The sequence below is a fragment of the Sphingomonas sp. So64.6b genome (assembly GCF_014171475.1).
Classification (GTDB): Bacteria; Pseudomonadota; Alphaproteobacteria; order Sphingomonadales; family Sphingomonadaceae; genus Sphingomonas; species Sphingomonas alpina_A.
The window spans coordinates 2132050-2145298 of record NZ_CP048817.1 but is presented as its reverse complement, the minus strand read 5'-3'; the positions used below and the strand labels follow the sequence as shown (position 1 = coordinate 2145298).

Annotated in this window: 10 protein-coding genes; 3 read left to right on the top strand and 7 right to left on the bottom strand. The window is 63.9% G+C overall.

The window, feature by feature from the left end; translation table 11 throughout:
* Positions 1-18: 18 nt before the first annotated feature.
* From G4G27_RS10305 to G4G27_RS10280, 6 genes are all read right to left on the bottom strand, one after another.
* Complete coding sequence (locus G4G27_RS10305; protein WP_183113236.1) at positions 19-894, bottom strand: acyl-CoA thioesterase II; 876 nt, start codon at positions 892-894, stop codon at positions 19-21.
* 14 nt (positions 895-908) lie between these two features.
* Positions 909-2036 (bottom strand): acyl-CoA dehydrogenase, encoded by a 1128-nt coding sequence (locus G4G27_RS10300; protein WP_183113235.1) that lies wholly within the window; start codon positions 2034-2036, stop codon positions 909-911.
* Positions 2037-2082: 46 nt separating this feature from the next.
* Positions 2083-3267, bottom strand: a complete 1185-nt coding sequence (locus tag G4G27_RS10295; protein WP_183113728.1) for an acyl-CoA dehydrogenase family protein — start codon at positions 3265-3267, stop codon at positions 2083-2085.
* A gap of 22 nt (positions 3268-3289) precedes the next feature.
* On the bottom strand, positions 3290-4600 hold the full coding sequence (locus tag G4G27_RS10290; protein ID WP_183113234.1) for an amidase family protein: 1311 nt from the start codon (positions 4598-4600) through the stop codon (positions 3290-3292).
* Positions 4600-6630 (bottom strand): 3-hydroxyacyl-CoA dehydrogenase NAD-binding domain-containing protein, encoded by a 2031-nt coding sequence (locus G4G27_RS10285; RefSeq protein ID WP_183113233.1) that lies wholly within the window; start codon positions 6628-6630, stop codon positions 4600-4602. Before G4G27_RS10285 ends, G4G27_RS10290 begins: the two co-directional genes overlap by 1 nt.
* 108 nt (positions 6631-6738) lie before the next feature.
* Positions 6739-7959, bottom strand: a complete 1221-nt coding sequence (locus G4G27_RS10280; protein ID WP_183113232.1) for a serine hydrolase domain-containing protein — start codon at positions 7957-7959, stop codon at positions 6739-6741.
* 126 nt (positions 7960-8085) lie between these two features.
* On the opposite strand from G4G27_RS10280, the gene G4G27_RS10275 reads away from it, so the two are divergent.
* The 3 genes from G4G27_RS10275 (at position 8086) to G4G27_RS10265 (ending at position 11524) form a co-directional block, all read left to right on the top strand.
* Positions 8086-9852 carry a class I adenylate-forming enzyme family protein gene (locus G4G27_RS10275; protein ID WP_183113231.1) on the top strand — a complete coding sequence of 589 codons (1767 nt, stop codon included), beginning with the start codon at positions 8086-8088 and terminating at the stop codon, positions 9850-9852.
* A gap of 111 nt (positions 9853-9963) precedes the next feature.
* Positions 9964-10995: a M23 family metallopeptidase gene (locus tag G4G27_RS10270; protein ID WP_183113230.1), complete on the top strand. Its 1032-nt coding sequence runs from the start codon at positions 9964-9966 to the stop codon at positions 10993-10995.
* 313 nt (positions 10996-11308) lie between these two features.
* On the top strand, positions 11309-11524 hold the full coding sequence (locus tag G4G27_RS10265; protein WP_183113229.1) for a hypothetical protein: 216 nt from the start codon (positions 11309-11311) through the stop codon (positions 11522-11524).
* Between the two features lie 144 nt (positions 11525-11668).
* On the opposite strand, the gene G4G27_RS10260 is transcribed toward G4G27_RS10265, so the two are convergent.
* Positions 11669-13144, bottom strand: a complete 1476-nt coding sequence (locus tag G4G27_RS10260; RefSeq protein ID WP_183113228.1) for a glycerol kinase — start codon at positions 13142-13144, stop codon at positions 11669-11671.
* Positions 13145-13249 lie beyond the last annotated feature (105 nt).

Below are 13249 nucleotides of genomic sequence, written 5' to 3'. Positions count from 1 at the left end.
CGAATTGCTGCGCGCCGATCACTCCCGCATGCGCATCAGTCCTTCCTGCGCGCAACTTGCCACCAGCCGGCCGTCACGCGCGTAGATCTTGCCGCGGTTGAAACCGCGCGCATGGCCCGCCCAGGGGCTGTCGGTGGTGTAGAGCAGCCAGTCATCGGCACGGAAATCCTCGTGCAGCCAGACCGAATGGTCGAGACTGGTGCTCTGCAACTTGTGCGTCATCCACGATACGCCATGCGCGAGCGCCGCGGTGCCGAGCAGCGTCATGTCCGATGCATAAGCGAGGATCGCGCGGTGCATCGCGGCATCGTCGCCGATCGGCGCGACGACGCGGAACCAGCTGCATTGTTTGGGGTCCTGCTTGACCGGATTGAACCAACTGCGCGGCGACACGGGGCGGATCTCGATCATACGCGGGCGCAGGAACTGATGGCGGAAACGCTCAGGGATTTTGTCGCCCATCGCCAAGCGCAATTCCAGGTCCGACTGCAGGCCCTCCGGTGGAGGCACGTCGGGCATCGGATCCTGATGCGCCAGGCCGCCCTCCGGTGCCTGCAGGGAACAGGCCATATTGAGGATCGGTTGCCCCCGCTGCATCGCGATCACGCGCCGCGTGGCGAAGCTGCGCCCTTCGAAATCGCGCACCACACGGTAGATGATCGGCAATTCTTCCGCGCCCGGCCGCATGAAATAGGCGTGGAGCGAATGAGCGATCTTCGGCGCGTCGGTCGAACGCTGCGCCGCTTGCAATGCTTGCGCGATGACCTGTCCGCCGAAGACCCGGCCGAAGCCGTCATTGCCGACCTTGCCGCGATAGAGATCGGTGTCGAGCTCCTCGACGTCGAGCAGGTCGAGCAGGTTCAGGGCGAGCTGTTCGGGGGTGGGATCGGTCATGCCGGACGCGCCTATCAATAGCCTGCCGCGATCGCCAGCCGGTCGGCATGAAAATTCGCATCACCGAACATCTCGGCCAGCACGCGCGCGCGCTTCATGTAGAAACCGATGTCATACTCGTCGGTCATGCCGATGCCGCCATGCATTTGCACGCCTTCCTGCACCGACAGGGTGGTGGCGAGCGCGGTCATTGCCTTGGCGACCGAGACTGCGGCGTCTGCCTTTTCGTCGCCCTCGTCGAGCAATTGTGCAGCCTTGAGAACGGCGGCGCGCGCAACCTCCATTTCGGAATAGAGATGCGCGGCGCGGTGTTGCAGCGCCTGGAAGCTGCCGATCGTGACGCCGAACTGCTTGCGCTCCTTGAGGTAGTTGACCGTCAGGTCCATCGCGCCGCCGCCGACACCAAGTAGTTCGGCCGAGGCGCCGGTGCGACCAGCGCGGAGCAGACGATTGAGCGGATCGCTGCCGGCATCGACCTCGCCGATCACCGCATCGGCATCGACTTCGACTCCGTCGAAAGTCAGGCGTGCGGCGAGGCTCGAATCCGCCAGGCGCTCGGCCTCGCTGGTCAGGTTCGCGGCGCCCTTGTCGACTGCGAACAAGGTGATGCCCTGTTCATCATCGGCCGACCCGGCGGTGCGCGCGGCGACGATGATCAGGTCGGCAATATGACCATGGGTGACGAACTGCTTCTTGCCCGACAATCTGAAGCCATTGCCCGAGCGTTCGGCCTTCATCGCAACGGTGCCGCGATGCTTGGCCGCTTCGTCGATCGCCAGCGCGGCGACGGTATCGCCGGAGATGATGCCGGGGAACCAGCGGCCGGCCAGCGCTGTGCCTTTCAGCGCCTCGACCGCCGCGACGGCGGTCGACAGGAAAGGCGAGGGGGACAGGTTGCGGCCGATCTCTTCGAGCACCACGCCCGCCTCGACATGGCCAAGGCCAAGGCCGCCGTCATTCTCGCCGATCAGAATCCCCGTGAAGCCCATCTCGGCGAAGCTCTTCCACAGGTCGCGCGAAAAGCCGGTCGCATCCTTGGCATCGCGCAGCGCACGCATGTGCGAAACGGGGGCATGTTCGGCGACGAAATCGCGCGTCGTGTCGCGGAGCATCGTCTGTTCGTCATTGAGATAGAGAGGCATTGATTGGTCTTTCTCTTCGTCATCGCCGCTTTCGCGGGGATGACAGTCAAGCTGAGGGCAAATCCAGGATCCGCTTGGCGATGATGTTGAGCTGCACTTCGCTGGTGCCGCCCTCGATCGAGTTCGCCTTGGTGCGAAGCCAGGCGCGCGGCGCTGCGCCGCTTGACGAACGCTCGCTTTCCCATTCCAGCGAGTCCGACCCGCCCGCCGCCATCATCAGCTCATGGCGCGACTTGTTCAGTTCGGTGCCGTAATATTTCATCATGCTCGGCTGGGCGGGGTGCGCGCGACCGGCCTTGAGCTCGTCGATAAAACGCTCGGACATCATGCCGAACGCCTTCGCGCGGACCTCGAACAACGCAATGCTCGCGCGCAGCAACGGGTCGGCGAGCTTGCCGTCGTGATCGAGCCCGACAGTGGCGATCGCGCCATCGATCAGCGGATTGCGACCGGTCGAGGCAAGGCCCATGCCGGAGATCATCTCGCGCTCATGGCCAAGCAGATATTTGGCGACGTCCCAGCCCTTATTCTCGTCATGGACGCGATTGGCCTTCGGCACTTTTACATCGTCGAAAAAGGTCTCGCAGAAAGGCGAATAGCCGCTGATCAGCAGGATCGGCTTGGTCGATACGCCTTCGCTCGCCATGTCGAACAGCACGAAGCTGATCCCGCCTTGCTTGTTGGTCTTGTCGGTACGCACCAGGCAGAAGATCCAGTCGGCCTTGTCGGCATAGCTGGTCCACACCTTCTGGCCGTTGATCAGGTAGTAATCGCCCTTGTCCTCGGCCGAGGTCGCCAGGCTGGCGAGATCGGAGCCGGCGTTCGGTTCGGAATAACCCTGGCACCAGCGGATCTCGCCGCGCGCGATCTTGGGCAGATGTTCGAGCTTCTGTTCCTCGGTGCCGTATTTGAGCAACGCCGGCCCGAGCATCGAAATGCCGAACGAATTGAGCGGGTTGCGCGCCTTGATCGCGGCCAGTTCCTCGCGCAGGATTTTGGTTTCGGCCGGGCTCAGCCCACCGCCGCCATAGGCCTTGGGCCAGTCGGGCACGGTCCAGCCGCGGCTGGCCATCGCATCCATCCATTCCTTCTGACCGGGCTGAAAATCGGGCTTGCGGCCACCCCAGGTCGCGTCCTTTTCGGATCGGACGGGTTCGCGCATTTCGGGCGGGCAATTCGCCGCGAGCCAAGCGCGCGTGTCGGTGCGGAAAATGTCGAGGTCGGTCATTATGTCGTTTCCTGATACTGACAGTTCATCCGATCGCGCCATCGACGAGGCGGGCGACCGCTATGGCGGTATGATCCCGGTGCGGAGCGGCGATCACTTGCATGCCGATGGGCAAGCCATCGGCAGTGGTTCCGATCGGCACCGCGGTGGCGGGCAGGCCGGGATAGGTGGCCAGGCCGGGCCAGGCGAATTGCGCCGCGAACGATGTCTGTTCGCCATCGATCAGCAGCGTGCGGATGCGCAACTCGGTGTCGTCATGCGCGAATGCCGCGCTGCCCAGGACGGGCGCGAACACGACGTCGAAATCCTCGAACAAGCGCACCCAAGCCCGCGTGTTGCGCGCCTGATCGTCCATCATGTCGAACCACTGGACCAGGGTCGCGGGGGTCCCGCCGGCCGGTGCGATGCCGCGCGCCATAGCGATGGCGAGCATGCGCATATAATCGCCCTGCTGCTTCGCCAGGTCGGGAAGCAGATCGGTCTTGCGTGTGATCTGCGCGCCGGCCCCTTCGAGAGCGCCCGCGGCCTTTTCGATCGCCGCTATGATCGCCGGATCGACTTTGGCGAGCGGATGGTCGGTCAACAGAAGGACACGCAACCCGCGCGGCCCTTCGATCGTCGAGCGCGGCTGCGGCACGTCGGCGACCAGGTCGAAAGCCAGTGCCAGATCGGCGCCATCGCGTGCCAGCGGCCCGATCACCGAGAGAACGACGCGTGCGCCGTCAGTGCCGGGGAAGAAATGCCCTTCGGTCGGCAGGACGCCAAAGGTCGATTTATGTCCCCATACGCCACAGAAATGCGCCGGCACCCGGATCGACCCGCCGATGTCGGAGCCATATTCGAGCGGCACCATGCCCGAGGCGAGCGTCGCCGCCGATCCGCCCGACGACCCGCCCGGCACATGCGCATGGTTATGCGGGTTGTTGGTCCGGCCATAGATCGGGTTGACCGATTGCAGGTCGGCAAGGCTGACCGGTACATTGGTCTTGCCGAGGAAAACGGCGCCTGCCGCTTTCAGCCGTTGCACCGCGACCGCGTCCTTTTTCGCGATATGGCCGCGATGCGCCTCGAAACCCCAGGTCGTCGGCAAGCCGGCGATGTCGTAGCTCTCCTTGATCGTCATCGGCACGCCGAGCAGCGGCGCGGTGTCGCCAGCGGCGAGGCGGCGGTCCATTTCCGCCGCCTGTTCACGCGCACGATCGAAATCGCGCACGACCACCGCGTTGATCGGTCCGTCGCGCGTCTCGATCCGGTCGATCGCGGCTTCGCATTCGAGAAGAGCGCTGCTCTCCCCGCTACGGATCGCGGCGGCGGTTTCGAGCGCGGTCCGTTCCATCAGCTGAAACGCCCGTTGCTCTCGGCCTTGGACCTGAGCAATTCGGCGACCTTGAAGCCATGCTTTTCCAGGCCGGCGACGATCTTCTTCAGGCCTTCGGTGTCGGCCCAGAACATCGGGCCGCCGCGATAGACCGGCCAGCCATAGCCATAGATCCACACCACATCGATGTCCGACGCGCGCTGCGCCATCTTCTCTTCGAGGATCAGCGCACCTTCATTGACCATGGTGTAGAGCGTCTTCTCGATGATCTCCTCATCGCTGATCTCGCGCTTCTGCAGGTTCGATTTACTGCGGAATTCCTCGATGATCTCGGTGACGCGGGGGCTGGGCGTCGGGTTCCGCTTCTCGTCATAATCATAGAAGCCCTTGCCCGTCTTCTGGCCCCAGCGGCCTTCGGCGGCGAGCGCGTCGCGGATATTCTCGATCCGGGTCGGATCACGATGCCAGCCGATATCGACACCGGCGAGATCGCTCATCTGGAACGGCCCCATCGGCATGCCGAATTCGACATGAACGCGGTCGATCTGTTCCGGCGTCGCGCCTTCCATCAGCAGCTTGTTGGCCTCGACCTGGCGCGGCATCAGCATGCGGTTGCCGATAAAGCCGTGACACACGCCAGCGACCACCGCGACCTTCTTGATCTTCTTGGCCAGCGCCATGACCGTCGCCAACACATCGTCCGCAGTCTTCGCGCCGCGCACCACTTCAAGCAGCTTCATGACGTTCGCCGGCGAGAAGAAATGCATGCCGAGTATGTCTTGCGGGCGCGCGGTCACGGCGGCGATCTCGTCGATGTTGAGATAGGAGGTGTTCGACGCGAGGATCGCGCCGGGCTTGGCGATGGCATCGAGCTTGGTGAAGATCTCCTTCTTCACTTCCATCGTCTCGTAGACGGCCTCGATGATCAGGTCGCACTCGGCCAGTTCGGCGAAATCCAGCGTCGGCTTCAACGCGCCCATCGCTTGCTCGACCTGTTCGGGCTTGAGTCGGCCCTTGGCGGCCGAAGCCTCGTAATTCTTGCGGATCACACCGGTGCCGCGATCGAGCGCTTCCTGCTGCATCTCGACGATCGTCACCGGAACACCGGCGGACAGGAAGTTCATCGAAATGCCGCCGCCCATCGTGCCCGCGCCGATCACGCCGACGCGCTTGATCTCGCGCAGCGCGATATCAGGCGCGATGCCGTCGATCTTGGCGGCCTGACGCTCGGCGAAGAACAGATGGCGTTGCGCGGCGCTCTGCACGCCCATCATCAGCTTCATGAATTCCTGGCGCTCGAACGCGATGCCCTCGGCAAAGCTCGATCCGTCAGCAGCCTTTTCGACACAGGCGATATTGGCGGCCGGCGCGTCGAAGCCGCGGAAACGCTTGGCATTCTCCTTCTTGAAAGCAGCGACCGCGTCCGGGTCGGCCTTGGCGACCTTCTCGCTGGCGCGGGGCAGGGGACGGGCCGCAGCGATCTCACGAGCAAAAGCGATCGCGTCGGCGGCGAGGCTGTCCTCACCGGCGATGCGGTCGATCAGGCCCGCGTCGAGCGCGCGCTTGGCCGAGATCGGGTCGCCCTTGGCGGTCAGCTCGAGCGCGATCGGCACGCCGGCGATGCGCGGGATACGCTGCGTGCCACCGGCACCGGGGAGCAGCCCGAGCTTCACTTCGGGTGTACCGATCTTCGCGCTGGGTACAGCGATGCGGTAGTGGCAGCCAAGCGTGACCTCGCACCCGCCGCCAAGCGCGGTGCCGTGGATCGCGGCGATCACCGGCTTGTCCGATGCTTCGATCAGATCGACCACCGTCGGCAAGCCCGGCTCCTGCATCGCCTTGCCGAATTCGGTGATGTCGGCACCGGCGAAGAAGGTGCGGCCGTCGCAGCGGATCACCATCGCCTTGATCGAGTCGTCGGCAAGGCCTTCCTTGATCCCTGCGTCGAGCCCCTGGCGCACCGCGGCGCCCAGCGCATTCACCGGCGGGTTGTTCGAGATGATGACAAGGACGTCGTCATGGCGTTCGGTGGTGATCGGACCGGTCATATTTTTTCTCCAGTTTCAAATTCGTCATGCCAGCGAAGGCTGGCATCTCATGAGATGGGCGACCCGCCCACCCGCAAAGACCTCAGCCTGCGCTGGGGTGACGGTCGGTTATGTCAGCGCGGAATAAATCAGCGTCTTCAGCTCGCGCCGGATCGGATAGACGTTCGATGGGCTCATCTGTGTCATGAAGATCATGTGCAGCTTCTCGACCGGGTCGATGAAGAAGGCGGTCGAGAACATGCCGCCCCAATAATATTCGCCGACCGAGCCCGGGATCATCGAGCGCGCGACGTCGATATTGACCGCAAAGCCAAGCCCAAAGCCGGTGCCGGCATTGGCCGCCTCGCTGAACAGCGACTGCGACATGGTCGCGAGATCCGATTGGCCGGGCAGATGGTTCTGCGTCATCAGTTCCAGCGTCTTGCGCCCGACGATGCGCGCGCCGTCGAGCTCGCCGCCATTCAGGCACATCCGGCAGAAGCGATGATAATCGAGTGCGGTCGAGACCAGTCCGCCGCCGCCCGACAGGAGCTTCGGCTTGCGGCTCCATGCGCTTTCGCTGCCGCGATCATACATCACGCGGCCCTTGCCGGCGACGAAGGTATAGCAGTCGGTCAGCCGGTCGATCTTGTCCGCCGGGACCTCGAAGAAGGTGTCGTGCATCTTCAGTGGCGCGAAGATGCGCGCGCGGAAGAAATCGTCGAGCTTCATGCCAGAGACGCGCTCGACCACCGCGCCGAGTACGTCGGTCGACACCGAATAATTCCAGCCTTCGCCAGGCGAGAATTCGAGCGGGATTTTGCCCAGCGCGCCGATAAAACCGTCGAGATCGAGATTGCCGTGCCAATTCTCGATCTTTCCCTCGCGATAGGCGGCATCGACGTTGGAGCGATTCTGGAAACCATAGGTCAGGCCCGAGGTATGACGCAGCAGATCGACCATGCGCATCGGCTCGGCGGTCGCTTTGGTCACAAATGGCACGCCAGCGCCGCCGCCATTATAGACGCCCAGGCCCTTGAATTCGGGCAATATGTGATGGACCGGCGTATCGACCGCGACCAGGCCCTGTTCGACCAGCATCATGAAGGCGATCGAGGTGATCGGCTTGGTCATCGACGCGATGCGATACAGCGAGCTTTCATCGACCGGCTTGCCGCCTTCGCGCGCCGCACCCTGGCTGCTGAAATGGACGATCTCGCCCTCGCGCGCGATCAGCAGCTGGGCATTGGGGAGTTTGCCCGAATCGACATAGCGCTCTTTCAGCAGGCCATCGATATGGGCCAGCCTTGTGGCGTCTAAACCGTGCGATCCTGGCTTGGCGATCTTCATCTGGCTTTTATCCCTCCGGCCATACCCCCGGTTCGAAACTGGTCGCACCCTATTGCCTTGAGTGGCGCGCGAATCAACACTAACCTTGGTTGAAACGGCAGATAAGCCAAACCCGAAGTTCAGAATATGGAGAGACGCGTCTTGGATATCGAACCTCTCATCGCGCTCGACCCCAGCTGGCCCGTGATCTCGTTGGCGCAGGCGCAGGCCGCGCTGACCGTGGCCGGCAGCAAGTTCGAAATGGACGTTGCCGAGATTCGCGGCGTGCCAACCCGAGTGTGGAAATATGCGCCGCCGTCGCTCGCTTTCCTGATCCAGGCGGCGCGTGCCTATGGGCAGAATGTCTTCACCGTCTATGAGGACGAGCGCGTCACCTATGAGGCGAATTACCGCGCCGTCGCGACGCTGGCGACGAAGCTGCAGGAAATGGGTGTGGCAAAGGGAGATCGGGTCGCGATCGCGATGCGCAACTTGCCCGAATGGCCGGTGATCTTCTTCGCCGCCGCATCGATCGGCGCGATCGTCGTGCCGCTGAACGCGTGGTGGACCGCCGGTGAATTGGAATATGGCATCGACGATTCGGGCACGCGCCTGTTGTTCGTCGATGATGAACGCCATCAGCGGCTGGTCGAGTCAGGCCCGGCGCTGCCCGCGGTGGAGCGGATCGTCGTCGCGCGCGCGTCCGGGCCGCTGGAAGGCAGGGCGTCGCGGCTGGAGGATTTGATCGGTACGCCGACCGATTATGCGGCGCTGCCCGATGTGCCGTTCCCGCAGGTCGCGATCGACACCGATGACGATGCGACGATTTTCTATACCAGTGGCACGACCGGCCATCCCAAGGGCGCGCTTGGCACGCATCGCAATTTGATGACCAATATCCTGTCGGGCGGCTATGCTTCGGCACGGTCGGTGCTGCGTCGCGGCGAAACGCCTCCCGACCCGACGCCGCGCACCATGCTGACGGTGATCCCCCTGTTCCATGTCACCGCGTGCAGCGCGAGCCTGATGGGGGTAGTCGCGACCGGATCGACCATGATCTTCATGCGCAAATGGGATGTGGTGCGCGCGATGGAAATCATCGAGCGCGAGAAGGTCAACATCACCGGGGGCGTGCCGACCATTGCCTGGCAACTGATCGAGCATCCCGAGCGCCACAAATACGACCTCTCCTCGATCGAGGCGATCGCCTATGGCGGCGCGCCGTCGGCGCCCGAACTGGTCAAGCGCATCCATGAGGAATTCGGCGCGCTGCCCGGCAATGGCTGGGGCATGACCGAGACGATGGCGACGGTGACGAGCCATTCGAGCGAGGATTATCTCAACCGCCCGACCAGCGCCGGGCCGCCGGTCGCGGTCGCCGATCTCAAGATCATGGACGATGACGGCACGACCGAAATGCCGCTCGGCGAAGTCGGTGAACTCTGGGCGCGCGGGCCGATGATCGTGAAGGGTTATTGGAACAAGCCGCAAGCGACCGCCGAGACGTTCATCGACGGCTGGGTGCGCACCGGCGACCTCGCCAGGCTCGATGAAGAGGGCTTCGTCTATATCGTCGACCGCGCCAAGGACATGATCATTCGCGGCGGCGAGAATATTTATTCGAGCGAGGTCGAGAATGTCCTTTACGCGCATCCGGCGGTGACCGATTGCGCGCTGATCGGCATCCCACACCGGACATTGGGCGAGGAACCGGCGGCGGTGGTTCATCTCGCGCCGGGCATGGAAGCGACCGAGGCGGAATTGCAGGCCTGGGTGCGTGAACGGCTCGCGGTCTTCAAGACGCCGGTCGCGATCCGCTTCGTGCATGAGACGTTGCCGCGCAACGCGAACGGCAAGATCATGAAAAAGGATCTGAAGATATTGTTCGAGGACAGGGTTGGGGTGGCGGCCTGACGCGGTTAGACCGCGTCGATGCGATATTCCCGATTGCTCTTGATTTGCGTTGTTCCGGCCTTGCTGGGGGCGACCGGAAGCGAGCCTCTGTCCGAATCGTTCGACGTCAGCGTGCCGCAACTTCCGCAGGTCGTCGCAACCGATGGCGGGAGAGCGGTTCGCTACGAGCTTCATCTGACGAATTTCGCCGCCATGCCGCTGGCGGTGCGCGGCATTCTCGTCACCGATGGCGATACCGGCAAAATCCTCAAGAGCTTCAGCCGCCGACCGCTGCTGGCGCATCTGATCCCGCTCACTGGGACGAAAGACGATCCGAGCGCGGCGCGGGTGACGATCCAGCCCGGCGCCAGAGCCGTGCTATATGTCGAACTGGCCGGACCATTGCCGCGGCGGATCGGCCATATGGTCGATTATATCGCGGCCTGCGAGACGTGCCCGCTGCGCCTCGAAATCCCGGCGGTTGCGTTGAACCAGTCCGCGCCGGTGACGCTGGCGCCGCCGCTGGCGGCTGGACTCTGGGCGGCAGTGCAATCGCCGGACTGGCCGCGCGGCCATCGCCGGGTAATCTACACACTGGGCGGCAAGGCGCGCATTCCGGGGCGTTACGCGATCGACTGGGTCGGTCTCGATGAGGCCGGGCGCACCACTCGGGGCGATCCAGACCGTCCGGTCGATGCGATCGGCTATGACGCACCCGTCCTTGCCGGTGCCGATGCGCGGGTTGCGGCGGTACGCGATGGAATGGTGGAAAGCACATCGATCGCCGGCAATCCCGATCACGCCCTTGGCGACGGGGCCGGTAATTATGTCGCGCTCGACCTGGGGCAGGGCCGCTACGCTTTCTATGAGCATCTGCGGCCGGGCAGTATCCAGGTGAAGGTCGGGCAGCGTGTCCGTCGCGGGCAGGCGATCGGCGCGCTGGGCTTCAGCGGCGACACGACCGGCCCGCATCTTCATCTGCACGTCGCGAACAGCCTTGATCCGCTCAAGGCGGAAGGCATCCCGTTCGTGATCGATGCCTACACCGAGATCGGGCGGTATGACGATATCGGAGCGCTTGGCAGCAAACCGTGGCAATCGGCGGGACCGACGCGCAAGTCACGCGAATGGCCCGCGTCCAATGTCGTGGTGCGCTTTCGCTGAAAGGCAAAGACGCGGCGCGTTACGCCTCATATGAGACACCTGCGCCGGTGGCATTGCTGTGATCCTGCTGTCGACAAAGAGAAAGAGCGTGCCGGTGCAAGTCCGGCAGATGGAGCTATGCCCGATCCTCGGTCATAGTTGAATCGTGGTCGGCACCATGCGGCGAGGATGGCGGTGGGAGATATGGGACACCGGTTGTGTTGTATCTTCTCTTCTGCTGCTGCCTTCGGTATTGGATGATTAATTTATGTATATCAGATACTTGTGGTAAATAACCGCTAGCAGATCGTGCTGCGGCTATCGCTGGGATCTCGTGCTGCCCAATTCCGGTCTGCGTCTGTCGGTCCCGCTACTGCAGTTTCGGCTCAACTGGCGGCCAATGCAGCGCGATCGGGGTGTCTTCCCGCAGTGCGATGTCCCGCCCGACGTGATGGAGATCGGCAGTCGCAAGGACCGGGCATATCGTGTCGCGCTGAGCCTGCTCGACCAGCGCTGGGTAAAGCCGGCGGAAGCTGCCTGTCCCAGCTAGGATTTACCGCGTGAAATCCCGTTCGCCCTGAGCTTGTCAAAGGGCCGTTTTTTCTTCGCGGACGTAAGCGAAGGGCGGTGCTTCGACAAGCTCAGCACAAACGGGGGAGGGTGCGTCCGTCCAAGGCGACGTCGCTTTAGCGGCTCAGCCGACCACCTTGTCGACCGCGGTCTTCCAGCCGGCCAGCCTAGCCGCACGTATGTCGGCATCGATCGCCGGCTCGAACGTCTCGACGCTCCCGCGCATGACGCTCGCTGTCTCGAGCCCATCGAATAGGCCGCACCCAACCCCCGCCAGCATGGCCGCGCCGAGCGCAGTGGTCTCGGCGAACTTCGGGCGTTCCACCGAGATGCCGAGAATGTCGGCAAGATCCTGCGCCATCCAGTCATTGGCGACCATGCCGCCATCGATGCGAACGCTCTGCCAATCGATGCCGTCGGCGGCAAAAGCGGTCTTCAGGTCGTGCGCCTGATGCGCCATCGCCTCGAGCGCGGCACGCACGATATGCGCCTTGCTGGTCGAGAAGCTGAGCCCTGACAGTGCCCCGCGCGCCTCGGGCTGCCACCACGGCGCGCCAAGCCCCGACAGCGCGGGTACGAGATAGACGCCGCCATTGTCGGGCACGCTACGCGCCAGCGCTTCGGTCTCGGCGGCGGTACCGATCAGGCCGATCTCGTCGCGCAGCCATTTGATCAGGCTGCCGGCGACGAACACCGACCCCTCCAGCGCATAGGCGCGGCGTCCGCCCAATTGCCAGACGATGGTCGAGAGCAGCCGGTTGCGCGACGTCGGCGGAGTCGGTCCCGCCTGAGTCAGCACGAACGCGCCGGTGCCGAAGGTCGCCTTGGTCTCGCCGGGCTTGAGGCAGGACTGGCCGATCGTCGCGGCCTGCTGGTCGCCGGCGATGCCGCAGATCGGGATCGCCGCGCCAAACAGCGTCGTCTCGCCGAACTGCCCCGCGCAATCGACGATCTCGGGCAGTGCCTTGCGCGGGGCGCCGAACAATTCGATCAGCCCGTCATCCCAATGGCCGCTGCCGATCGCCATCAGCGCGGTGCGGCTGGCATTGGTCGCATCGGTGATGTGCACGCCGGCCGCATTTTCCCCGGCGGTCAGCTTCCAGATCAGCCAGCTCTCGATCGTGCCGATGGCGAGACGGTTTCCGGCTTCTTTCAGCTGCGGCCAGTTCTGCATCGCCCAGCCGATCTTCGAGCCCGAGAAATAGGGATCGAGCAGCAATCCGGTCTTGGCCTGCACCGCGGGCTCATGTCCGGCCTCGCGCAAGTCCCGGCAGATCGCCGCGGTGCGCCGGTCCTGCCAGACGATCGCGGGGGCAAGCGGCTCGCCGGTCGTCCGGTCCCAGAACACAATCGTCTCGCGCTGGTTGGTGATTCCGATCGCCGAGATTCGCTCCGCACCGCCAGCCAGTTCGACCATCGCGCCAGTGACGGCGAAGGTGCGTTGCCAGATTTCGGCGGCGTCATGCTCGACGCGACCCGGTTCGGGATAGTGCTGGGTGAGTTCGGTCGCCTTGCTGCCGATGCAACTTCCGTCGGGTTTGAAAAGCATGGCACGGGTCGATGTCGTGCCTTCGTCAATGACCAGGATTAGATCGCGCATCAAACGAGGCTAGCCGGGATTACAAGCCGAGGGAATGAGGCTAGTGTCGTGGTGAATTCAGAAGGGCAGGTACGAGAGTGGCGGACGAGGCGACGGGAGAAGAAC